This window comes from Escherichia sp. KTE52, assembly GCF_000408325.1.
Taxonomy (GTDB): Bacteria; Pseudomonadota; Gammaproteobacteria; order Enterobacterales; family Enterobacteriaceae; genus Escherichia; species Escherichia marmotae.
This window is the reverse complement of sequence record NZ_KE138680.1, coordinates 421,287-442,583: the sequence shown is the minus strand read 5'-3', so window position 1 is coordinate 442,583 and position 21,297 is coordinate 421,287. Positions and strand designations below refer to the sequence as shown.

General features: G+C 51.7%; 20 protein-coding genes. 11 read left to right on the top strand and 9 right to left on the bottom strand.

From position 1 onward, the window contains the following. The first annotated feature begins 8 nt into the window (after positions 1-8). The 3 genes from A1SC_RS09525 to A1SC_RS09535 are packed head-to-tail and all read left to right on the top strand — an operon-like array spanning position 9 to position 2,888. On the top strand, positions 9-1,046 hold the full coding sequence (locus A1SC_RS09525; protein WP_032141510.1) for a FecCD family ABC transporter permease: 1,038 nt from the start codon (positions 9-11) through the stop codon (positions 1,044-1,046). A gap of 10 nt (positions 1,047-1,056) precedes the next feature. Then, entirely contained in the window at positions 1,057-2,004 is a 948-nt protein-coding gene (locus tag A1SC_RS09530; protein WP_001517110.1) for an iron-siderophore ABC transporter substrate-binding protein, read from the top strand. Beyond that, entirely contained in the window at positions 2,001-2,888 is an 888-nt protein-coding gene (locus A1SC_RS09535) for a MurR/RpiR family transcriptional regulator (RefSeq protein WP_001517109.1), read from the top strand. The genes A1SC_RS09530 and A1SC_RS09535 overlap by 4 nt, the downstream gene beginning before the upstream one ends. Positions 2,889-2,932: 44 nt before the next feature. On the opposite strand, the gene A1SC_RS09540 is transcribed toward A1SC_RS09535, so the two are convergent. The 4 genes from A1SC_RS09540 to qseB all read right to left on the bottom strand — a co-directional run bounded on the left by A1SC_RS09540 (position 2,933) and on the right by qseB (position 5,974). After that, positions 2,933-3,247: a putative quinol monooxygenase gene (locus A1SC_RS09540; protein ID WP_016262557.1), complete on the bottom strand. Its 315-nt coding sequence runs from the start codon at positions 3,245-3,247 to the stop codon at positions 2,933-2,935. A 30-nt stretch (positions 3,248-3,277) separates the two neighbouring features. After that, positions 3,278-3,859 carry an NADPH:quinone oxidoreductase MdaB gene (mdaB, locus tag A1SC_RS09545; RefSeq protein ID WP_000065441.1) on the bottom strand — a complete coding sequence of 194 codons (582 nt, stop codon included), beginning with the start codon at positions 3,857-3,859 and terminating at the stop codon, positions 3,278-3,280. A 109-nt stretch (positions 3,860-3,968) separates the two neighbouring features. Further along, positions 3,969-5,318, bottom strand: a complete 1,350-nt coding sequence (qseC, locus tag A1SC_RS09550) for a quorum sensing histidine kinase QseC (protein WP_000673336.1) — start codon at positions 5,316-5,318, stop codon at positions 3,969-3,971. After that, positions 5,315-5,974 carry a quorum sensing response regulator transcription factor QseB gene (gene qseB, locus A1SC_RS09555; protein ID WP_001221482.1) on the bottom strand — a complete coding sequence of 220 codons (660 nt, stop codon included), beginning with the start codon at positions 5,972-5,974 and terminating at the stop codon, positions 5,315-5,317. The genes qseC and qseB overlap by 4 nt, the downstream gene beginning before the upstream one ends. Positions 5,975-6,125: 151 nt before the next feature. Between qseB and ygiW the strand changes: the two genes are divergently transcribed. From ygiW to A1SC_RS09590, 7 genes are all read left to right on the top strand, one after another. Further along, positions 6,126-6,518 carry an OB fold stress tolerance protein YgiW gene (ygiW, locus tag A1SC_RS09560; protein ID WP_000712662.1) on the top strand — a complete coding sequence of 131 codons (393 nt, stop codon included), beginning with the start codon at positions 6,126-6,128 and terminating at the stop codon, positions 6,516-6,518. Positions 6,519-6,569: 51 nt separating this feature from the next. After that, positions 6,570-7,052 carry an AraC family transcriptional regulator gene (locus A1SC_RS09565; protein ID WP_016262556.1) on the top strand — a complete coding sequence of 161 codons (483 nt, stop codon included), beginning with the start codon at positions 6,570-6,572 and terminating at the stop codon, positions 7,050-7,052. Positions 7,053-7,160: 108 nt separating this feature from the next. Continuing rightward, positions 7,161-8,768, top strand: coding sequence for an ABC transporter substrate-binding protein (locus A1SC_RS09570; protein WP_016262555.1), 1,608 nt, complete (start codon positions 7,161-7,163; stop codon positions 8,766-8,768). Between the two features lie 137 nt (positions 8,769-8,905). After that, the gene (gene parC / locus A1SC_RS09575; RefSeq protein ID WP_001281917.1) at positions 8,906-11,164 is read left to right on the top strand and encodes a DNA topoisomerase IV subunit A; all 2,259 of its coding nucleotides are present in this window, start codon (positions 8,906-8,908) and stop codon (positions 11,162-11,164) included. A gap of 228 nt (positions 11,165-11,392) precedes the next feature. Beyond that, positions 11,393-12,130: a 1-acylglycerol-3-phosphate O-acyltransferase gene (gene plsC / locus A1SC_RS09580; protein WP_000965727.1), complete on the top strand. Its 738-nt coding sequence runs from the start codon at positions 11,393-11,395 to the stop codon at positions 12,128-12,130. 71 nt (positions 12,131-12,201) lie between these two features. After that, positions 12,202-13,614: a cell division protein FtsP gene (gene ftsP, locus A1SC_RS09585; RefSeq protein WP_001517107.1), complete on the top strand. Its 1,413-nt coding sequence runs from the start codon at positions 12,202-12,204 to the stop codon at positions 13,612-13,614. A 110-nt stretch (positions 13,615-13,724) separates the two neighbouring features. Beyond that, positions 13,725-15,944 carry a YgiQ family radical SAM protein gene (locus A1SC_RS09590; RefSeq protein WP_016249218.1) on the top strand — a complete coding sequence of 740 codons (2,220 nt, stop codon included), beginning with the start codon at positions 13,725-13,727 and terminating at the stop codon, positions 15,942-15,944. A gap of 44 nt (positions 15,945-15,988) precedes the next feature. Here A1SC_RS09590 and yqhH read toward each other — a convergent pair whose 3' ends face one another. The 4 genes from yqhH to yqhD form a co-directional block, all read right to left on the bottom strand. Next, positions 15,989-16,246, bottom strand: coding sequence for a lipoprotein YqhH (gene yqhH, locus A1SC_RS09595; protein WP_001517105.1), 258 nt, complete (start codon positions 16,244-16,246; stop codon positions 15,989-15,991). Positions 16,247-16,281: 35 nt separating this feature from the next. Further along, positions 16,282-17,211 carry a YqhG/Tai3 family protein gene (locus A1SC_RS09600; RefSeq protein WP_016249217.1) on the bottom strand — a complete coding sequence of 310 codons (930 nt, stop codon included), beginning with the start codon at positions 17,209-17,211 and terminating at the stop codon, positions 16,282-16,284. Positions 17,212-17,410: 199 nt separating this feature from the next. Next, positions 17,411-18,238 carry a 2,5-didehydrogluconate reductase DkgA gene (dkgA, locus tag A1SC_RS09605; RefSeq protein WP_000184343.1) on the bottom strand — a complete coding sequence of 276 codons (828 nt, stop codon included), beginning with the start codon at positions 18,236-18,238 and terminating at the stop codon, positions 17,411-17,413. A 103-nt stretch (positions 18,239-18,341) separates the two neighbouring features. After that, the gene (gene yqhD, locus A1SC_RS09610; protein ID WP_001058791.1) at positions 18,342-19,505 is read right to left on the bottom strand and encodes an alcohol dehydrogenase; all 1,164 of its coding nucleotides are present in this window, start codon (positions 19,503-19,505) and stop codon (positions 18,342-18,344) included. A 193-nt stretch (positions 19,506-19,698) separates the two neighbouring features. Between yqhD and yqhC the strand changes: the two genes are divergently transcribed. After that, the gene (yqhC, locus tag A1SC_RS09615) at positions 19,699-20,598 is read left to right on the top strand and encodes a DNA-binding transcriptional regulator YqhC (protein WP_016249216.1); all 900 of its coding nucleotides are present in this window, start codon (positions 19,699-19,701) and stop codon (positions 20,596-20,598) included. Positions 20,599-20,637: 39 nt separating this feature from the next. On the opposite strand, the gene yghB is transcribed toward yqhC, so the two are convergent. Then, a complete protein-coding gene (gene yghB / locus A1SC_RS09620; protein ID WP_000268420.1) occupies positions 20,638-21,297 on the bottom strand; it encodes a DedA family general envelope maintenance protein YghB in 660 nt (219 codons plus the stop codon).

The following is a 21,297-nucleotide window of genomic DNA, read 5'->3' as shown; positions in this document are numbered from 1 at the left end:
GCCGGATAATGAACGTTGGGTTACGCCCGCTACGTGTTGGTGAGTTTTCTACACTGGTACGCCCTAAAAATCTGGTGTTGCTTGGTGGACTGTCTCTGTTTGCTGTTGGAATACTGATATTCGGTCTGATGCATGGTTCTTTTTCTGTCCCGGCATCGGAAGTCGGACGAGCGTTGTTCTCTCCAGAAAATGTGAACACAGACACACGTTATATTGTGCAGGATATTCGCTTGCCGAGAGTCATCATGGCGTTGCTATGCGGAGCCATGTTAGGTATGGCGGGAGCCGCAATGCAGTCTATTGCTCGTAACAGCCTTGCGGATCCCGGTCTTATCGGGGTCAAGGAAGGATGTAGCGTGGCAGTGCTGTGGCTGATTTTCCAGTTTCCAATGCTGGGGATGTTCTGGCGTCCAGTGGCTGGCCTCGCTGGCGGCTTATTCGTTGCGTTAGTGGTGATTTTCTGTGCACGCGATATTTCCCGCCCGCGATTTGTTTTGATCGGCATTGGCGTTTCCTGGTTTTTCGCCGCGGGGATCGGTGTATTTATGACCACAGCAGATGTTCGTGACGTACAAACTGCATTGATGTGGTTATCGGGAAGCCTACATGCAGCCAACTGGATGTTAGTCGGTATTTCAGCCTGTTGGATGTTGCCAGCCGCTCTTTTATTGCTGTTCACAGCCCGGACGGCGGATATCGCTCTGCTTGGTCATCAGGTTGCAACCGGATTAGGCGTGAATAGTTCTCGTCTGGCGTTGTTGCGTGTAGCCGCGCCAATAATCCTGACAGCCGTCTGCGTTTCTTGTGTTGGCAACATCGGCTTTGTCGGGCTGATAGCACCTCATATATCACGTTTTATTCTGCGTGGTGGACAGACGACATTACTGCTGGGGAGCGCCGTATCGGGGGCGTTGTTAGTCATTCTGGCGGATAGCATTGGTCGTTTGGCTTTTTTGCCTTTGCAACTCCCTGCAGGAATCGTTATCTCACTGATTGGTGGACCATTCTTTCTGCTACTTCTCTGGCAACGCAGGAACAGTTTTTAACGGGAGTTATATGCGTTTATTTTTTTCTCTGCTGATACTGTTGTCATTTTTTGCTCGTGCAACAGAGCCTGTTCAGGTGTTTACCGATGATTTAGGGCGCAAAGTCACAGTGCCTGCACATCCAAAGAGAATCGTTTCTTTACACGATCTTGATATCACCATTCCTCTGATTGAACTCGGTGTACCTCCTGTCGCCAGCCACGGGCGTACACGGCCTGACGGTAGCCATTTCATTCGATCAGGTGCGTTACTGACAGGTGTTGATTTCGATAATTCATCGATCGCCTTCATTGGAACAGCCGATATTGATATTGAAGCGATTGTGGCGGCAAAGCCGGACCTGATCATCACAGAACCGACCCGTAATACGCCCATTGAACAACTGGAGAAAATTGCGCCCACGGTGAGCATTGATCATCTCAAAGGGGGCGCGCCAGAAATCTACCGCAAGTTGGCCGAACTTACAGGAACACAGGCGCGGCTGGCGATACTTGAACGCCGCTATCAGGCGCAAATCAATGCGCTGAAGGCGACGCTGGACAGTCAAAAAATAACGGTATCGGTGATTCAGGCAAATCAGGGAAAAATTAATGTGATGCATAGCTATCATTCGCTGGGGCGGGTATTACGCGATGCTGGTTTTCGCTTTCCGCCGCTGATTGAGAGCATTCCTGAAGGTGGGCGAATGGATGTGAGCGCGGAGCGTTTGCCTGAACTGGATGCCGATTTTGTTTTTGCAACCTGGCGCGGTGATTCTGGTGGTAAACCTCAGGACGAGCTGGCAGCAATGGAAAAAGTCATGCCGGGATGGTGTCAGTTTCTGACAGCCTGTCGTTCCGGACGTTATGTGTTGATTTCGCGTGAAGAGGCGATTTCTAACTCCTTTGCATCTCTGGGATTGATGGCTGCGCAGATACAATCACAAATTGCGGGGCGACCTTTACCGGAGGCCAAATGATCCAGAAAGACAAAACGCGGGTTGATATTTTTGGGGAGCGTTTTCGTACTCGTGCGAGTCAGTTAACGCCAGGGTTAAGAACCGTCGCCAGCTACATTAATGAGCACCGTGAAGTGGTCCTCGAGCAAACGGCGATGGAAATTGCGGCCACGTTAAACACTTCCGATGCCACAGTAATTCGGGCTATACAGGCTCTGGGGTTTGCCGGGCTGCGCGATCTGAAACGTACTCTGGAACAGTGGCTTGGCCCAGCCCTTAGCTCCAGCGAAAAGATGTCTACGACGGTGAGTAACTTGACGAGCGATGTTAACACCGCAATCGACTTTGTTCTTGAAGGGCATCTGTATACCTGCAATGTCCTGTCAGAGCCTGAAAACCGCCACTCGCTTGCGCAAGCGGTAGCCTTGTTGGTGCAGGCGCGGCAAGTTGCTATTTTTGGCATTGGCGCTTCGGGTATTCTGGCGGATTATACCGCGCGGCTATTCAACCGCATTGGCTTGCCCGCCACGGCGCTAAACCGTACGGGTATTGGCCTTGCCGAGCAATTGATCGCGCTTCAGCGTGGCGATGTGCTGATCATGATGGCGCAAAAATCTGCACACCGGGAAGGGCTGACAACGCTGCGTGAAGCGAAACGGCTGGGGATCCCGGTTATTTTGCTGACAAACGCTCTGGATTCGCGTTTTAGTAAAGACGCCAGTATCGTCATCCACGTTCCGCGCGGGGATGAAAAGGGGAAAACGCCGCTACATGGTACGGTATTGTTGTGCCTGGAAATGATTGTCTGGTCGGTGGCCTCAGCGGTGCCGCAGCGTGCGGTTAAAACCATTAAGCGAATTAACGATTTCCATCGGGGTTTGAAAACGGGAAGAAAGAATGGCTAATCAGGCCTGAGACCGGTAGCAACACCGGCCTCTTTTCAGGAACATCAAAGTCCCGACTGCAGGATACGAATATTCATCTCCAGCACATCGCCTTTTACGGCTTCGCTATATGCTTTCATGTGCGGGGTTTGCAGATGCGCTTCAAGGTGCGCGATGCTTTCCCACTGCTCAATCATCACAATAGAGTCCGGCGCCATAGACTGGAAACTCACGCCAGCAGCGCAATCCACCATTGGCGCGTAGCCGTGGCAACCTTCTTCCTTCAGAACTGTTGGAACGATTTTAGCAAACTGATCCAATACCGCCTGACGGTGATGTTGGCCAGGGCGAGTACGGATTTCTGCGATTACTGTAATCATGGTTAACTCCTTCTAAAGCCAGAGCTCTAGTTAACCAAAAATTTCCACAAGATGCTTGCGATATTCTTCAGTATAGCGGGGAACATCAGGCATTTTTATCACGTCATTAGCGATAAATGTCGGCAGCGGTTCCATGCCGAGGAATTGGTTTGCTTTATGGAACGGTAGATACACACCGTCAACGCCAACGCCGTGGAAGAACTGGTCTTTTTCGGTGAAGGCTTCCATTGGGGCGTTCCAGGTCAGCGAGAGCATATATTTTTTACCCTGTACCAGACCGCCAGAACCGTATTTTTTCGACGGATCTTTGCGGGTACGACCATCGCTGGCATACAGCGTGCCGTGACCTTCGGTGAACACATCATCAATGTATTTTTTCACCGTCCACGGCGCGCCCATCCACCAGCCAGGCATCTGCCAGATCACCACATCAGCCCAGAGAAAGTTTTGTACTTCGGCTTTGACATCGTAGTCGCTCTCAGCGCGAACGATGCGGACATCATGTCCGAGGTCGCGCAGCGTGCCATCCGCGACTTCGGTCAGGGTGTCGTTCAGTTGACCATTAGAGTGGGCGAATTTTTTCGCACCGTTGATAATCAGAATATTGCTCATTTTTTATCCTCAAGGAGAGACGTTTACCGACAATAGTACGTCACAGAGCGGTGCGGTGAAATTAGCAAAATGTGCAAAGTCTTTTGCGAATTTTGCAAAAGTCTCACCACTACCAGCTCACTTTCGCCTCAAATCCACCTTGTTTCGCATTCCCAAACACAACATTCATGCCATGCAATTTTGCGATTCGCTGGACAATCGACAACCCCAGTCCGCTACCGGTTGCGGTTTGTCCAGGTGGGCGGTAGAAACGTTCGCCAATTCGCGCCAGCGCCTCTGGCGTCACGCCGGGGCCGTTGTCTCTTACGGTGAAATTATCTGCATTCAGAGTGACATCCACTACGCTGCCCTGTGGACTGTAGCGTACTGCGTTATCCAGCAGATTTCGTACCAGTAGACTTAGCAATAGCGGTTGTCCGGTGCGTTTGATGCCGTGGGCATTGAGCGTCAGCCGCACGTCAATTTTTGCCTGCTGCGCCGTGTGGTAGATATCCATCACCGCCGATTGCAGGAGATCTTCAAGTGGGATCTCCGCGACGTCCTGAAGGTTATCCAGCGAGTCGAGCCGCGATAGTGTGAGCAGTTGATCAACCAGACGGGTGGCGCGATCGATCCCCGAATGTAATTGCGTCAGTGCTTTTTTCCGTGCCTGCGGATCATCGTCAGAGAGTTGCGCAACTTCGGTTTGAACTTTCAGCGCCGTTAATGGGCTACGCAGTTCGTGAGCGGCGTCAGAGGTAAAGCGCCGTTCACGCACCATCATCGCATGTGTACGGTCGAACAGTTGATTCAGCGACTCGACTAGCGGACGCACTTCGCTGGGTACGCCCGCGGCGTTGAGTGGTTTTTCCGAGTCGGGATCGCGCATACGTAGCGCCAGCGCTAGTTTGTTCAGTGGCGAGAGCTCACGACCCAGTAACACCATCATGAAGATTAACATAATGGGTAGCGCAACAAGCCAGGGGATGAGCTGGCCGGTGACGATTGCCAGCGCCATGTCTTCACGGTATTCCCATTCCTGGCCGACAACGATGCGATATTTACCATCAGGTGATGTCATCCAGATAAAGCGCCATTGATCTTTATCACCCACCAGTTGCCCGTCAGCAAAACCTTCACGCTGATAGCTATAGGGAATATCTTCTCCATTATCGCCATCGTTAAGAACCATTCTGCCGTCGCGGGTAAAAATGGCAAATGTCAGGGCATCGTCATCCACATGGCCGTGTTTGAATTTATCCGGCGTTCTTGCCATACGATCTGCCGCATTAATTTCGTTAAGATCGAGCGTACTTAATCGTTTGGCAAACAGCATTAACTGGGTATCGAACAACTCATCGACATTATCAATCGTTTGTTTCCAGGCTACAAAGCTGGAGACAACCCAGGTCAGCGAGGCCAGAATCAAAAAGATCAGCGTCAGCCTGACTCGCAGACTAAGGCGTTGGGTAAATTTCATTTCTCACCTAATGTGTAGCCAATACCGTGAACGGTGCGAATAAAGTCACTGCCGAGTTTGCGTCGCAGATGATGCACATGTACTTCGACGGCATTGCTGGTGACCTCTTCGTCCCAGGTATACAGTTTTTCTTCAATCAGTTTGCGTGGTAGAACACGGCCAGCGTTACGCATCAGTAATTCCAGCAGGGCAAATTCTTTTGGCTTGAGTGTTAAGGATTCACCTGCCAGGGTGGCGATCCGTTTGCCCGGGTCGAGCATGACGTTGCCGTGATGTAGCTCGTTGCTGGCATGGCCGTTGGTTCGGCGCATCAGCGCTTCCAGCCTGGCGGCCACTTCTATCAATGCAAAAGGTTTACACAGATAATCGTCGGCCCCCAGACGCAAACCTTCCACGCGTTCCGCCAGTGCGTCGCGCGCGGTCAGGATCAGTACCGGCTCACGCTGACCTTTATCCCGCCACTCGCGCAAAATATCGCGGCCATCCATTCCCGGTAAGGTGAGATCAAGGATCACCGCGTCATAAGGTGCGCTATAAAGCGCCTCTTTTCCCTGACGACCTTCCGTAAACCAGTCAACACTAAAGCCCATCTTACTAAGACCTGTTTTGATGCCGTCACCAATCAGCATGTCATCTTCTATCAGTAAAATTCGCATCTTTTCATCCCTGCGATAGCTGTATTCGTTGTCAGTAAACCGTGTTGTAACGCGCTCTGTACAGTACTAAATTTTCTTTTTTTTCCTTAAGAAGTTGTTAAGGACTATCTTGTTTAATGCCTGGAAACAGACATCAAAGGGAGTAACAAACATGAAAAAATTCGCAGCAGTAATTGCAGTAATGGCCCTGTGTAGCGCACCGGTTATGGCAGCAGAGCAGGGGGGCTTTTCTGGCCCATCGGCAACACAAAGTCAAACCGGAGGATTCCAGGGGCCGAACGGCAGCGTAACTAACGTAGAAAACGCGAAATCTTTGCGTGACGACACCTGGGTAACTCTGCGTGGCAATATCGTTGAGCGCATCTCTGACGATCTGTATGTGTTCAAAGATGCCAGCGGCACCATCAATGTCGATATCGACCACAAACGCTGGAACGGCGTGACAGTTACGCCGAAAGATACGGTTGAGATTCAGGGGGAAGTGGATAAAGACTGGAACTCTGTTGAGATTGACGTGAAACAGATCAGTAAAGTCAATCCGTAATTGTTACTGCTCCCGGGACGCGTTCCCGGGAATAATTTCGCAGGGAGCAACATGAAAAACCGTGCACTGGACGTAAATATTATCGATTTCCCATCAACCCGCGTGGCGATGTTGCCGCATCGCTGTAGCCCTGAGTTGCTCAACTACAGCGTGGCGAAATTTATCATGTGGCGCAAAGACACGGGGTTATCTCCCGTTAACCAAAGCCAGACTTTTGGCGTCGCCTGGGACGATCCTGCCACCACTGCGCCAGACGCGTTTCGCTTTGATATTTGCGGCAGCGTTAACGAGCCTGTTCCGGAGAATCGTTATGGTGTGAGTAATGGCGAACTCACCGCAGGGCGTTATGCGGTTGCCCGTCATTCTGGCGCCCTGGATAACATATCTCACACTATCCGGGCCATCATTCGCCGTTGGCTTCCTGATAGCGGCGAGAAAATGCGTAACGCACCGATATTGTTTCACTACACCAACCTGGCCGAAGGGATGTCAGAGAAGCGGCTGGAAACGGATATTTATGTGCCGTTAATGTGAAGGGGGATCTTTTCCGGAGTGTGAGCCAAATCACTCGCGATAAGTTTGAGCTAACAATGCCACTGGCGTATTGTTGTCAGGCTTATAATTTCTCCGGTAAGGAATACCATGTATACGCGAAATTTATTATGGCTGGTCAGCCTGGTAAGTGCGGCTCCTCTCTATGCTGCTGACGTTCCCGCCAACACACCGCTCGCCCCGCAACAGCTCTTTCGTTACAACAATCATAGCGACCCCGGCACGCTTGACCCGCAAAAGGTTGAGGAGAATACCGCCGCGCAGATTGTGCTGGATCTGTTTGAAGGTCTGGTATGGATGGACGGCGAAGGTAAAGTGCAACCTGCCCAGGCTGAATCCTGGGAAGTGTCAGATGGCGGCAAACGCTATATTTTCCATTTACGCAACGGCTTACAGTGGTCTGATGGTCAGCCTCTGACAGCGCAGGATTTTGTCCTCGGCTGGCAGCGCGCGGTTGACCCCAAAACGGCAAGCCCTTTTGCTGGCTATCTGGCGCAGGCGCATATTAAAAATGCAGCGGCTATCGCGGCGGGAAAATCGGATGTCTCATCGTTAGGCGTGAAAGCGACGGATGACCGCACTTTTGAAGTCACGCTTGAGCAGCCCGTACCGTGGTTTACGACAATGCTAGCCTGGCCGACGCTGTTTCCGGTTCCGCATCATATGATTGCGAAGTATGGCGATAGCTGGAGTAAGCCAGAGCATATGGTTTACAACGGTGCTTTTGTGCTTGATAAATGGGTGGTTAACGAAAAGATTACCGCACGCAAAAATCCAAAGTACCGCGATGCACAACATACGGTATTGCAGCAGGTTGAGTATCTGGCACTGGATAATTCAGTCACCGGCTATAACCGCTATCGTGCGGGTGAAGTCGATCTCACCTGGGTTCCGGCACAACAAATTCCTGCTATTGAAAAATCACTGCCTGGTGAGTTGCAAATTATCCCGCGTCTGAACAGTGAATATTACAATTTCAATATCCAGAAACCACCGTTTGACGATGTTCGTGTCCGGCGGGCGCTATATCTGACGGTCGACAGGCCGTTGATTGCGCAAAAGATACTCGGGTTGCGAACGCCTGCAACCACGTTGACGCCGCCAGAGGTAGAAGGCTTTAACGCGACGACGTTTGATGAACTGCAAAAGCCGATGAGTGAGCGCGTGGCGACGGCAAAAGCCTTGCTCAAACAAGCGGGGTACGATGCATCTCATCCGCTACGCTTTGAACTGTTCTACAACAAGTATGATTTGCATGAAAAAACGGCAATTGCGTTGTCTTCCGAATGGAAAAAATGGCTTGGTGCACAGGTGACGCTGCGCACGATGGAGTGGAAAACCTATCTTGATACCCGGCGAGCCGGTGATTTCATGCTATCGCGGCAGTCGTGGGATGCGACGTACAATGATGCTTCCACTTTCCTGAACACGCTCAAAAGCGATAGTGAAGAGAATGTCGGTCACTGGAAAAATGCGCAGTATGACGCGTTGCTAAATCAGGCGGCGCAGACCACTGACGCGACAAAGCGTAATGCGTTGTATCGGCAGGCAGAGATGATCATTAATCAGCAGGCACCGCTCATTCCCATCTACTATCAGCCGCTGATCAAATTGCTTAAACCTTACGTTGGCGGTTTCCCGCTGCATAATCCCCAGGATTATGTCTACAGCAAAGAGTTGTATATCAAGGCACATTGATGCCTTTATCGCCGTCGGAGCACGTCCGGCGGCGCTATTCACGCTGATCTCCTGTGACTCGACGCGACAGATAATGTAGTATCTCCGGCAATATTGCCCCTTTGAAGGCTGGCGAATAAGTTGAGGAATCAGAATTAATGAGCGATATGGCAGAGCGCCTTGCGCTACATGAATTTACGGAAAACGCCTACTTAAACTACTCCATGTACGTCATCATGGATCGTGCGTTGCCGTTTATTGGTGATGGTCTGAAACCCGTTCAGCGCCGCATTGTGTATGCGATGTCTGAGCTGGGTCTGAATGCTACCGCCAAATTTAAAAAGTCGGCCCGTACCGTCGGTGACGTACTGGGTAAGTACCATCCGCACGGCGACAGCGCCTGCTATGAAGCGATGGTTCTGATGGCGCAGCCGTTTTCTTACCGTTATCCGCTGGTTGATGGTCAGGGGAACTGGGGCGCGCCGGACGATCCGAAATCGTTCGCGGCAATGCGTTACACCGAATCCCGTCTGTCGAAATATTCCGAGCTGTTATTGAGCGAGCTGGGGCAAGGGACGGCGGATTGGGTGCCAAATTTCGACGGCACCTTGCAGGAGCCGAAAATGCTGCCTGCCCGCCTGCCGAATATTTTGCTTAACGGCACCACCGGTATTGCTGTCGGGATGGCAACGGACATTCCGCCACATAACCTGCGCGAAGTCGCACAGGCAGCAATCGCCTTAATCGACCAGCCGAAAACCACGCTCGATCAGTTACTGGATATTGTGCAGGGGCCGGATTACCCGACCGAAGCGGAAATCATCACCTCCCGGGCGGAGATCCGCAAAATCTACGAAAATGGTCGTGGTTCTGTGCGTATGCGCGCAGTGTGGAAGAAAGAAGATGGCGCGGTGGTCATCAGTGCCTTACCGCATCAGGTTTCTGGTGCGCGCGTACTGGAGCAAATTGCTGCGCAAATGCGTAACAAAAAGCTGCCAATGGTTGACGATCTACGCGATGAATCCGACCACGAGAACCCGACCCGTCTGGTGATTGTGCCGCGCTCTAATCGCGTGGATATGGATCAGGTGATGAATCACCTCTTCGCCACCACCGATCTGGAAAAGAGCTATCGCATTAACCTTAATATGATTGGTCTGGATGGGCGTCCGGCGGTGAAAAACCTGCTGGAAATCCTCTCCGAATGGCTGGTATTCCGTCGCGATACCGTGCGCCGCCGTTTGAACTATCGTCTGGAGAAAGTCCTCAAGCGCCTGCATATCCTGGAAGGTTTGCTGGTGGCGTTTCTCAATATCGACGAAGTGATTGAGATCATTCGTAATGAAGATGAACCGAAACCGGCGCTGATGTCGCGTTTTGGCCTCACGGAAACCCAGGCGGAAGCGATCCTCGAATTGAAACTGCGTCATCTCGCCAAACTGGAAGAGATGAAGATTCGCGGTGAGCAGAACGAGCTGGAAAAAGAGCGTGACCAGTTGCAGAGCATTCTGGCTTCCGAGCGCAAGATGAATAATCTGCTGAAGAAAGAGTTGCAGGCCGATGCGCAAGCATATGGTGACGATCGCCGTTCACCGTTGCAGGAACGCGAAGAAGCGAAAGCAATGAGTGAGCACGACATGCTGCCGTCTGAACCCGTTACCATCGTGCTGTCGCAGATGGGCTGGGTGCGTAGCGCTAAAGGCCACGACATTGACGCCCCAGGTTTGAACTACAAAGCGGGTGACAGCTTTAAAGCTGCGGTGAAAGGCAAGAGCAACCAGCCAGTGGTGTTTGTTGATTCTACCGGACGCAGCTATGCCATCGACCCAATTACGCTGCCGTCGGCGCGTGGTCAGGGCGAACCGCTTACTGGCAAACTGACGTTGCCGCCAGGTGCTACCGTTGACCATATGCTGATGGAAAGCGACGATCAGAAACTGTTGATGGCTTCCGATGCGGGTTACGGTTTTGTCTGCACCTTTAACGATCTGGTGGCGCGTAATCGTGCAGGTAAAGCATTGATCACTTTACCGGAAAATGCGCATGTCATGCCGCCGGTAGTCATTGAAGATGCTTCTGATATGTTGCTGGCAATTACTCAGGCAGGCCGCATGTTGATGTTCCCGGTAAGCGAGCTTCCGCAACTGTCGAAGGGTAAAGGCAACAAGATCATCAACATTCCGTCGGCAGAAGCCGCGCGGGGCGAGGATGGTTTGGCACACCTGTATGTACTGCCGCCGCAAAGTACCCTGACCATTCATGTCGGGAAACGCAAAATCAAACTGCGCCCGGAAGAATTGCTGAAAGTTACCGGTGAGCGTGGCCGTCGCGGCACCTTGATGCGTGGTTTGCAGCGTATCGACCGTGTCGAGATTGATTCGCCTCTCCGCGCCAGCAGCAGCGATAGCGAAGAGTAATATGCCGGAGGGGGCTTTCTCCCGTTTGCAAGGACTGCCGGATGGAACGTTAAGTCGTCATCCGGCAGCGTAATCAGCCCCAGGAAACGATAAAAATTCCCTTGAAACCGTTGTTTATTCATGCGTTGCGATTAACAATACGCTTTTCCAGAGAGCGGCTTTTAACAATGCCCTAACCTGATTTCAGGTGACGTACAATGCCAGTCTCTCAGATCTTCAGAGGGTGTTATGCTATATATCTTTCGTCTTATTATTACCGTGATTTACAGCTTGTTAGTCTGTGTTTTCGGCTCCATTTACTGTCTGTTCAGCCCGAGAAATCCGAAGCATGTGGCCACCTTTGGGCATATGTTTGGTCGTCTTGCGCCGCTGTTCGGCCTTAAAGTTGAGTGTCGCAAACCCGCTGATGCTGAAAGTTATGGTAATGCTATCTATATCGCTAACCACCAGAACAACTATGACATGGTGACGGCATCGAATATCGTGCAGCCACCGACAGTCACTGTGGGTAAAAAGAGTTTGCTGTGGATCCCCTTTTTTGGTCAGTTGTACTGGTTAACTGGCAACTTATTGATCGACAGAAACAATCGTACTAAAGCGCACGGCACTATCGCGGAAGTGGTGAATCACTTCAAAAAACGCCGTATTTCCATCTGGATGTTCCCGGAAGGAACGCGCAGCCGTGGTCGTGGCCTGCTGCCGTTTAAAACAGGGGCATTTCATGCGGCGATTGCGGCAGGCGTCCCCATTATTCCCGTGTGTGTTTCCACAACTTCGAATAAGATTAATCTTAACCGACTGAATAATGGTTTAGTGATCGTAGAAATGCTGCCGCCAATTGACGTCAGTCAATATGGTAAAGATCAGGTTCGCGAGCTGGCTGCCCATTGTCGTTCGATAATGGAACAAAAAATAGCCGAGCTCGATAAAGAAGTCGCAGAGCGCGAAGCCGCCGGAAAAGTTTAAGTCGGCAGTCTGTTTTTGCGGGAATGTTTTCCTGCACGGTATTACTTTAGCCAGTTTTACATGGAGCAAATATGTCACTCAGTCGGCGTCAGTTCATTCAGGCATCGGGGATTGCACTGTGTGCAGGAGCAGTCCCCCTGAAGGCAAGCGCAGCCGGGCAACAGCAACCGCTGCCCGTTCCGCCGCTGCTTGAATCTCGCCGTGGGCAACCGCTGTTTATGACAGTACAACGTGCGCACTGGTCATTTACGCCAGGAACGCGCGCGTCGGTTTGGGGTATCAATGGTCGCTACCTTGGGCCGACTATCCGCGTCTGGAAGGGCGATGATGTTAAGCTGATTTACAGCAACCGACTGACAGAAAATGTCTCAATGACAGTCGCCGGGCTACAGGTGCCAGGCCCGCTGATGGGGGGGCCTGCACGCATGATGTCGCCAAATGCTGACTGGGCACCTGTGCTGCCAATTCGTCAGAGCGCCGCGACCCTGTGGTATCACGCCAACACACCGAACCGCACGGCACAGCAGGTTTATAACGGCCTTGCCGGGATGTGGCTGGTGGAAGATGAAGTCAGCAAGTCGCTGCCAATCCCTAATCATTATGGAGTGGATGATTTTCCGGTCATTATCCAGGATAAACGGCTGGATAACTTTGGCACGCCGGAATACAACGAGCCGGGAAGCGGCGGTTTTGTTGGCGATACGCTACTGGTCAATGGCGTACAAAGCCCGTATGTTGAAGTTTCGCGCGGTTGGGTGCGCCTGCGTTTATTGAACGCGTCGAACTCCCGTCGTTATCAATTACAGATGAGTGACGGACGTCCGTTGCACGTGATTTCTGGCGACCAGGGGTTCCTGCCTGCACCCGTGTCGGTGAAACAGCTTTCGCTGGCACCGGGCGAGCGTCGTGAGATTCTGGTGGATATGAGCAACGGTGATGAAGTGTCGATCACCTGTGGTGAAGCGGCGAGCATTGTTGATCGTATTCGTGGCTTCTTTGAGCCATCCAGCATTCTGGTTTCCACGCTGGTGCTGACGCTGCGCCCGACCGGTCTTCTGCCGCTGGTGACAGACAGCCTGCCGATGCGTTTGTTACCGACCGAAATAATGGCCGGCTCTCCGATTCGCAGCCGTGATATTAGCCTGGGTGACGATCCTGGCATCAACGGGCAGTTGTGGGACGTCAATCGTATTGATGTCACCGCGCAGCAAGGTACGTGGGAACGCTGGACGGTGCGGGCAGATGAGCCGCAATCATTCCATATTGAAGGCGTGATGTTCCAGATCCGTAACGTGAACGGTGCGATGCCATTCCCGGAAGACAGAGGCTGGAAAGACACCGTATGGGTTGATGGGCAAGTGGAACTGCTTGTCTATTTCGGTCAGCCTTCCTGGGCGCACTTCCCGTTCTACTTTAATAGCCAGACGCTGGAAATGGCGGATCGCGGTTCCATCGGGCAACTGTTGGTTAATCCGGTGCCTTAATCTCCATACTCGCCCGAGGAGGGCGAGTATGGAATACCTTTCGATTTCTCTTTCGTTCCGGCTTATAATCCCCGGCCTTTGATTATTTTTTTACCATTTCTGGAAGCAAAATGAGCTCTATCTCCCTGATCCAACCGGATCGCGACCTGTTCTCCTGGCCGCAGTACTGGGCCGCCTGTTTTGGACCGGCACCGTTTTTGCCGATGTCTCGTGAAGAGATGGATCAACTTGGCTGGGATAGCTGCGACATCATTTTGGTTACTGGCGACGCGTATGTTGATCACCCGAGCTTCGGGATGGCGATTTGCGGTCGTATGCTGGAAGCGCAAGGCTTTCGTGTCGGGATCATCGCCCAGCCGGACTGGAGCAGCAAAGATGACTTTATGCGTCTGGGAAAACCGAATCTGTTTTTCGGCGTGACTGCAGGCAACATGGACTCGATGATCAACCGTTACACTGCCGATCGTCGTTTACGCCATGACGATGCCTACACCCCGGATAATGTCGCGGGTAAGCGTCCGGATCGCGCGACACTGGTTTATACCCAGCGTTGTAAAGAAGCATGGAAAGATGTACCGGTGATCCTCGGTGGTATCGAGGCCAGCCTGCGTCGTACCGCGCATTATGATTACTGGTCTGACACCGTGCGCCGTTCGGTGCTGGTAGATTCCAAAGCCGACATGCTGATGTTCGGTAACGGTGAGCGTCCGCTGGTGGAAGTGGCGCATCGTCTGGCGATGGGCGAGCCGATTAGTGAAATCCGCGATGTACGTAATACCGCGATTATCGTGAAAGAAGCGCTACCTGGCTGGAGTGGCGTGGATTCTACTCGTCTCGACACTCCCGGGAAAATTGACCCGATTCCGCATCCGTATGGTGAAGATTTGCCGTGCGCGGATAACAAACCGGTGACACCGAAAAAACAGGAAGCGAAAGCCGTTACTGTGCAGCCGCCGCGTCCGAAACCGTGGGAAAAAACCTACGTGTTGTTGCCTTCATTCGAGAAAGTGAAGGGCGATAAAGTGCTGTACGCACATGCTTCGCGTATTCTGCACCACGAAACCAACCCAGGCTGCGCTCGTGCGCTGATGCAAAAACATGGCGACCGCTATGTGTGGATCAACCCGCCAGCCATTCCGCTTTCTACCGAAGAGATGGACAGCGTCTTTGCGTTGCCGTACAAGCGCGTGCCGCATCCGGCTTACGGTAATGCCCGTATTCCGGCTTACGAAATGATCCGTTTCTCGGTCAATATTATGCGTGGCTGCTTTGGCGGCTGTTCTTTCTGTTCTATCACCGAGCATGAAGGGCGCATTATTCAGAGCCGTTCGGAAGACTCGATCATTAATGAGATTGAAGCGATCCGCGATACCGTTCCGGGCTTTACGGGCGTGATTTCCGATCTCGGCGGGCCAACGGCCAACATGTATATGTTGCGCTGCAAATCGCCACGCGCCGAGCAGACCTGCCGCCGCTTGTCGTGTGTGTATCCGGATATTTGTCCGCATATGGACACTAACCACGAGCCGACGATCAATCTCTATCGCCGTGCCCGCGATCTGAAAGGCATTAAAAAGATCCTGATCGCCTCCGGCGTGCGCTATGACATCGCCGTAGAAGATCCGCGCTACATCAAAGAGCTGGCGACCCATCACGTCGGTGGTTATCTGAAGATTGCGCCGGAACATACCGAAGAAGGGCCACTGTCGAAGATGATGAAGCCGGGCATGGGTAGCTATGACCGCTTTAAAGAGCTGTTCGACACCTACTCGAAACAGGCAGGCAAAGAGCAGTATCTGATCCCGTATTTCATCTCCGCACACCCCGGTACGCGTGATGAAGATATGGTGAACCTGGCGCTGTGGCTGAAAAAACACCGCTTCCGTCTCGACCAGGTGCAGAACTTCTATCCGTCGCCGTTGGCTAACTCGACCACCATGTATTACACCGGCAAAAACCCGCTGGCGAAGATTGGTTATAAGAGCGAAGACGTCTTCGTACCGAAGGGCGACAAGCAGCGACGTTTGCATAAAGCGTTATTGCGTTACCACGATCCGGCAAACTGGCCGTTAATCCGCCAGGCGTTGGAAGCGATGGGTAAAAAGCATCTGATAGGCAGTCGTCGCGATTGCTTAGTGCCAGCGCCAACCATTGAAGAGATGCGCGAGGCCCGTCGCCAGAACCGCAATACCCGTCCGGCGTTGACCAAACATACGCCAATGGCGACCCAGCGCCAGACACCTGCCGGAGCAAAGAAAGCGCCGCCCGCGCAATCTCGCCCGGTGAATGCAGGGGCGAAGAAACGCCCAAAAGTGGCTGTTGGTCGTTAAGTTAATTATCCCCGGTAGCAGAATTGCTACCGGGGATATTTTTATCATTCCGCATACATACGCAAGCAGCGCAGGCAATCAAAATAGTCTTGCGCATCAAGGCGTGTATTGGCTCTGTTAGCTTCGGATTTGGCGGCGTAGATCTGCGGGCGTAATGCTTTTATATCCTGCTCAAGTCGGGCGATTTTGGCATTTAATGTTTGTACATTACCCGCCAGTTGACTGACCTTTTGTTCATTGACGCAGCCACTTAGTAAGCTGGTCGCCAGAACAACAGCTCCCACGGTGAAAATCGTTTTCATATAGTGTTCCCTTTTATTTATTATTCCTATTCAACTCACTGCTTTAATCTGGCCGCAGTCTTCGCTTCAATCTGTTTAAGCAAACTTCCGCTATCCGGACGGATGAAATCTGCAATTTCCCACAGCCCTTCGCGCCGCTGTAAAACCAAATCCTGCTCTTCGCTGTTGCCATTGGTCAGCGCAATACGAACATGGATGCGGGCGGAATCAGCGGTTTTCTCCAGTACACGGATTTCATTAATGCGAGAAAATAGCGTTTCTTCGCCAAAACAGATCGGATTATCGTAAATAAATTGCCGCTCGATTTGCATATCTTCATCGGGGTTGCTGTCAGTTTTGAAGGTAGTTTTATAGAAGGCATTAACGGCCTGACGATAAGTGTCGGAAACAACCCACGTCCAGGGCCAGCTATAATCGGCAATATGCTCAAATAGTTCACTGACAAAAGCTTCTGGCTGTTCTTTTTGCAGCGATGCCAGCGTTGCCAGGATTTTTTCATTCTCGCTATTAACTGCCTGCCAGACGCTACCATGATTGCTGGCAATATCGTCAATGACCCAGCGATCATTTTCGGCCACCATTTTCAGCGTTTGCGTGGTCTTTTCTTTATCGTCTTTGAAGGCACGAAAGCGCACAACGGCATCCGCGTGGTCGGCGTCTATTTGGGTAATCGCTACGCTTTCTAACACCAGATCGCCAAAATCCTGACAGTCACAAATCGGATCGTAATCCAGCCAGCCAATATTGCCCGGTAGAGTGAGATTATCATTCAGGGTTAGCACCTTTTGTATGCGTTCAGATGTTATTGCCTGCTCTCCTGTTGCACCGAAATAAGGCGCACTGGCATCCGATTTATAGTTTTGATAAATCAGGCGAACTGTTTGTTCAGCGGTTAGCGATGGTGATTGTGCCTGAGTCGTGAAGCTTGCAAAAACAGCCAAAAACAGAAGAAGTATTTGTCTCATCTGTTTTTTACCTCACCGTCGCGTTTATCCATATTGTAGATGCTTTGTTGCTTTAAGAGCTTCCAGCTCCGCATGATGATGTCCTTAAATGTGGCATTTCTGAACGGAGGAGAGTAACAACGGGCGGGAGGCGAGGGGAATAAATGATTTCTGAAAAGTCCGGTAGCGGAACATTACCGCCACCGGGAGAATTTGTGCGTTAGCCGCCGAACTGGTCGGGATCGGGACCGAGGCGTTTACCTTGATCGAGTTTCGCGATTTCACCAAGTTCGTCTTTGTCGAGACGGAAATCCCAGACATTAAAGTTTTCGGCAATGCGTGAAGGTGTGACTGATTTTGGGATCACCACCAGGCCGTTATCCAGATGCCAGCGGATGACAATCTGTGCTGGAGTTTTGCCGTATTTATCCGCCAGATCGCGAATGATTTTCTGGTCAAAGACACCTTTTCCGCCTTGCGCTAACGGGCTCCAGGATTCGGTCTGAATTTTGTGCGTAGCGTTCCAGGCGTGAAGCTGGCGTTGCTGCATCAGCGGATGAAGTTCGATCTGATTAATCACGGGGGGCACGCCAGTTTCATCAATCAGACGTTGCAAATGGTGGATCTGGAAGTTACAGACGCCGATGCTTTTGATTAACCCCTCTTTTTGCAGCTCGATCATTCCCTTCCATGCTTCGACATAATGGTCGATAGCGGGAACGGGCCAGTGCATTAAGTAGAGATCGATATAATCAAGCTGGAGTTTTTTCAGGCTGTCCAGCAGGGCTTCACGGGGACGCTTGTGGTCGTCGTTCCACAGTTTGGTAGTGATGAACAACTCTTCTCTGGCAAGTGCGGCATTTTTCAGTGCTTTGCCGACGCCTTCTTCGTTTTTATAGGCCGCGGCGGTATCAATCGAGCGATATCCCACTTCCAGGGCTTTTTGAATCGCGGTGATTACCTCCTCATTACTTGCTTGCCAGACGCCCAGTCCCAACTGGGGCATGACATTGCCATCCTGTAGCTTAATAACGGTTGGATTAGTCATATGTTCCTCCTTATATGAACTCACCGGAGCAGGCTCCGGTGAGGTGTTGTGAACTTAAGTCTGGACGAAATACCCAAAAACGAAAGTGTGAGGAGGAAAAAGCTTAACGGGCTGCTTCGTAAATGCGACGGCTGACATCCAGCGTAATATCATGATTTTCGCCCAGTTGGGTCATGCCGTGTTCTTCCAGCTTCTTCAGTAATGCCGGGATAGAACTGCCGTCCAGACCGTAGTCGGACAGGCGCGTCGGCACACCTAATTGCTCGAAGAAGTTGCGGGTAGCGGCAATTGCGGCGTCAATACGCTCGTCATCGGAACCTTCGGTGATGTTCCAGACACGTTCAGCGTATTGCAGCAGTTTCGCGCGCTTGGTGTCGCGTTTTTCATTCCATAGCGCAGGCAGGACGATAGCCAGCGTTTGCGCGTGATCCAGGCCGTGCATAGCAGTCAGTTCGTGGCCCAGCATATGCGTTGCCCAGTCCTGCGGTACGCCCGCGCCAATCAAACCGTTCAGTGCCTGAGTCGCTGCCCACATGACGTTCGCGCGCACATCGTAGTTTTCTGGCTCTTTCAGGGCTTTCGGGCCATCTTCGAGAAGCGTCAGCAAAATACCTTCTGCGAAGCGATCCTGAATTTTGGCATCAACCGGTTTGGTAACATACTGTTCTACGGTGTGTACAAAGGCGTCCACTACGCCATTAGCCACCTGGCGCGGCGGCAGGGTGTAGGTATAAACCGGATCGAGCACGGCAAATACCGGCTGAACGTGGGCAGAATGAAACGCCTGTTTGTCACCGGTGGTTTTGCGAGAGATCACCGCACCTGCGTTGGATTCTGAACCGGTCGCTGGCAGCGTCAGCACGCAGCCCATTGGGATGGCACTTTTAATCTCTTTACCACCCGTTTGCAGGATGTGCCACGGATCGACATTCTCAGGATAATTTGCTGCTGCGGCGATAAACTTGGTGCCGTCCAGTACGGAACCGCCACCAACCGCCAGCAGGAAAGTCACTTTCTGTTCGCGAACCAGTTTCACGGCGTTCATCAGCGTTTCATAAGTCGGGTTTGGCTCGATACCGCCAAACTCCAGCACGTCCATGCCTTTCAGGGAATCCAGTACTTGATCCAGAACGCCGGTTTTTTTAACGCTACCGCCGCCGTAAGTAATCAATATGCGGGCATCGTGAGGGATTTGCTCTCGTAAACCGGCGATAGCGCCTTTACCAAACAGAATGCGGGTTGGGGTATGCAGATTAAAGTTGTTCATTACTTGCTCTCTTTGCTGGGCCAATATGAGGGCAGAGATCAGTCTGCCTGATGTTTGTCATTGTGGTCGCCAGCGCCGTGGCTCTCAATGCTCATTTCTGCCAATGTCTTGCCTATTTCTCCAGAGTGCTGGAGAAATAGTACAAAATTGCGCACAATCAAATTGCCGCATTAATCCTAAGAAATTACACGATATGAAACGTGAAGAGATTTGCCGACTGCTGACGGATAAAATTAATAATCTGAAAAATAAAGAAAATAGTTTGTCAGAACTGTTGCCTGATGTGCGCTTGCTGTTTGGCGAGAATCCCGGGGCACGTACGCCGGTAATGTACGAGCCAGGCATCATAATTCTCTTTTCCGGGCATAAAATCGGTTATATCAATGAACGAGTGTTTCGTTATGATGCCAATGAATATCTGCTACTGACGGTGCCATTACCCTTTGAGTGCGAAACTTACGCTACGCCGGAGGTGCCATTAGCGGGCTTACGTCTCAATGTTGATATTTTGCAGTTACAGGAACTGTTGATGGACATTGGCGAGGATGAACATTTTCAACCGTCGATGGCAGCCAGCGGCATAAACTCCGCCACGCTGTCAGAAGAGATTTTATGTGCGGCGGAGCGGTTACTGGATGTGATGGAGCGACCGCTGGATGCGCGCATTCTCGGCAAGCAGATCATCCGCGAAATTCTTTACTACGTGCTGACTGGACCTTGCGGCGGAGCATTACTGGCGCTGGTCAGTCGCCAGACGCATTTCAGTCTGATTAGCCGCGTGCTGAAACGTATTGAGAATAAGTACACCGAAAATCTAAGCGTCGAGCAACTCGCGGCAGAAGCCAATATGAGTGTTTCTGCCTTCCATCATAATTTTAAATCTGTCACCAGCACCTCGCCTTTGCAGTATTTGAAGAACTACCGGCTGCATAAGGCGCGAATGATGATCATCCACGATGGCATGAAAGCCAGTGCGGCAGCGATGCGTGTAGGTTATGAAAGTGCATCACAGTTCAGCCGCGAATTTAAACGTTACTTCGGTGTGACGCCGGGTGAAGATGCAGCAAGAATGCGGGCGATGCAGGGGAGTTAAATGCGTTCCCGGCATTGCTGCCGGGAACAGAGGAAAATGTCAGGCGTTACCGTATTTTTTTTTAATTACCACAAACAGCGTGCCTAACAGGCCTGCGGTTAACAGGGCAATTGGCAGGATCATCAGAAACGTCATCACCTGATCTTCATGGCGTTTAACGAACGGGATCATGCTTAAGGCGTAACCAAAACTGGTCACCACGCTGACCCACAGCAGTCCACTTAGCCAGTTGAAAAACTGGAAGCGACGGTTTGGCAGACCGGAAATCCCCGCCATTGTTGGCAGCAGTGTGCGGACAAATGCGAGAAAACGCCCAGCCAGCAGAGCCAGCAAACCGTGGCGGTCAAACATACAGGTGGCGCGTTGATGATATTTAGCCGGAAGCTGCGCCAGCCAGCCTTTCACCGTTTTGGTATTACCTAACCAACGTCCCTGAATATAACTTAACCAGCAGCCCAGACTGGCTGCGGCAGTCAGAATCGCGATTGTTGGCAGAAAATCCATAACCCCTTGGGCAATCAGTGCGCCAGCCAGTATTAACAAGCTGTCGCCTGGCAAAAACGAGGCGGGCAACAGGCCGTTTTCTAAAAACAGCGTGGCAAACATGACAAAGTAAACAACGCTAACAATATGAGGGTCCGCCAGCGCGGCAAAGTCGTGTTGCCAGAGCGCAGCGATAATGTCTTGAATAACAGCCAT

Coding starts and splice junctions, on each gene's coding strand:
- A1SC_RS09535 (WP_001517109.1), top strand. CDS start 2,001: ATGATCCAGAAAGACAAAACGCGGGTTGATATTTTTGGGGAGCGTTTT.
- qseB (WP_001221482.1), bottom strand. CDS start 5,974: ATGCGAATTTTACTGATAGAAGATGACATGCTGATTGGTGACGGCATC.
- A1SC_RS09570 (WP_016262555.1), top strand. CDS start 7,161: ATGTATACGCGAAATTTATTATGGCTGGTCAGCCTGGTAAGTGCGGCT.
- A1SC_RS09525 (WP_032141510.1), top strand. CDS start 9: ATGAACGTTGGGTTACGCCCGCTACGTGTTGGTGAGTTTTCTACACTG.
- qseC (WP_000673336.1), bottom strand. CDS start 5,318: ATGAAATTTACCCAACGCCTTAGTCTGCGAGTCAGGCTGACGCTGATC.
- yqhD (WP_001058791.1), bottom strand. CDS start 19,505: ATGAACAACTTTAATCTGCATACCCCAACCCGCATTCTGTTTGGTAAA.
- yqhC (WP_016249216.1), top strand. CDS start 19,699: ATGAAACGTGAAGAGATTTGCCGACTGCTGACGGATAAAATTAATAAT.
- parC (WP_001281917.1), top strand. CDS start 8,906: ATGAGCGATATGGCAGAGCGCCTTGCGCTACATGAATTTACGGAAAAC.
- A1SC_RS09530 (WP_001517110.1), top strand. CDS start 1,057: ATGCGTTTATTTTTTTCTCTGCTGATACTGTTGTCATTTTTTGCTCGT.
- A1SC_RS09590 (WP_016249218.1), top strand. CDS start 13,725: ATGAGCTCTATCTCCCTGATCCAACCGGATCGCGACCTGTTCTCCTGG.
- A1SC_RS09565 (WP_016262556.1), top strand. CDS start 6,570: ATGAAAAACCGTGCACTGGACGTAAATATTATCGATTTCCCATCAACC.
- mdaB (WP_000065441.1), bottom strand. CDS start 3,859: ATGAGCAATATTCTGATTATCAACGGTGCGAAAAAATTCGCCCACTCT.
- plsC (WP_000965727.1), top strand. CDS start 11,393: ATGCTATATATCTTTCGTCTTATTATTACCGTGATTTACAGCTTGTTA.
- ygiW (WP_000712662.1), top strand. CDS start 6,126: ATGAAAAAATTCGCAGCAGTAATTGCAGTAATGGCCCTGTGTAGCGCA.
- dkgA (WP_000184343.1), bottom strand. CDS start 18,238: ATGACTAATCCAACCGTTATTAAGCTACAGGATGGCAATGTCATGCCC.
- yghB (WP_000268420.1), bottom strand. CDS start 21,297: ATGGCTGTTATTCAAGACATTATCGCTGCGCTCTGGCAACACGACTTT.
- A1SC_RS09600 (WP_016249217.1), bottom strand. CDS start 17,211: ATGAGACAAATACTTCTTCTGTTTTTGGCTGTTTTTGCAAGCTTCACG.
- yqhH (WP_001517105.1), bottom strand. CDS start 16,246: ATGAAAACGATTTTCACCGTGGGAGCTGTTGTTCTGGCGACCAGCTTA.
- A1SC_RS09540 (WP_016262557.1), bottom strand. CDS start 3,247: ATGATTACAGTAATCGCAGAAATCCGTACTCGCCCTGGCCAACATCAC.
- ftsP (WP_001517107.1), top strand. CDS start 12,202: ATGTCACTCAGTCGGCGTCAGTTCATTCAGGCATCGGGGATTGCACTG.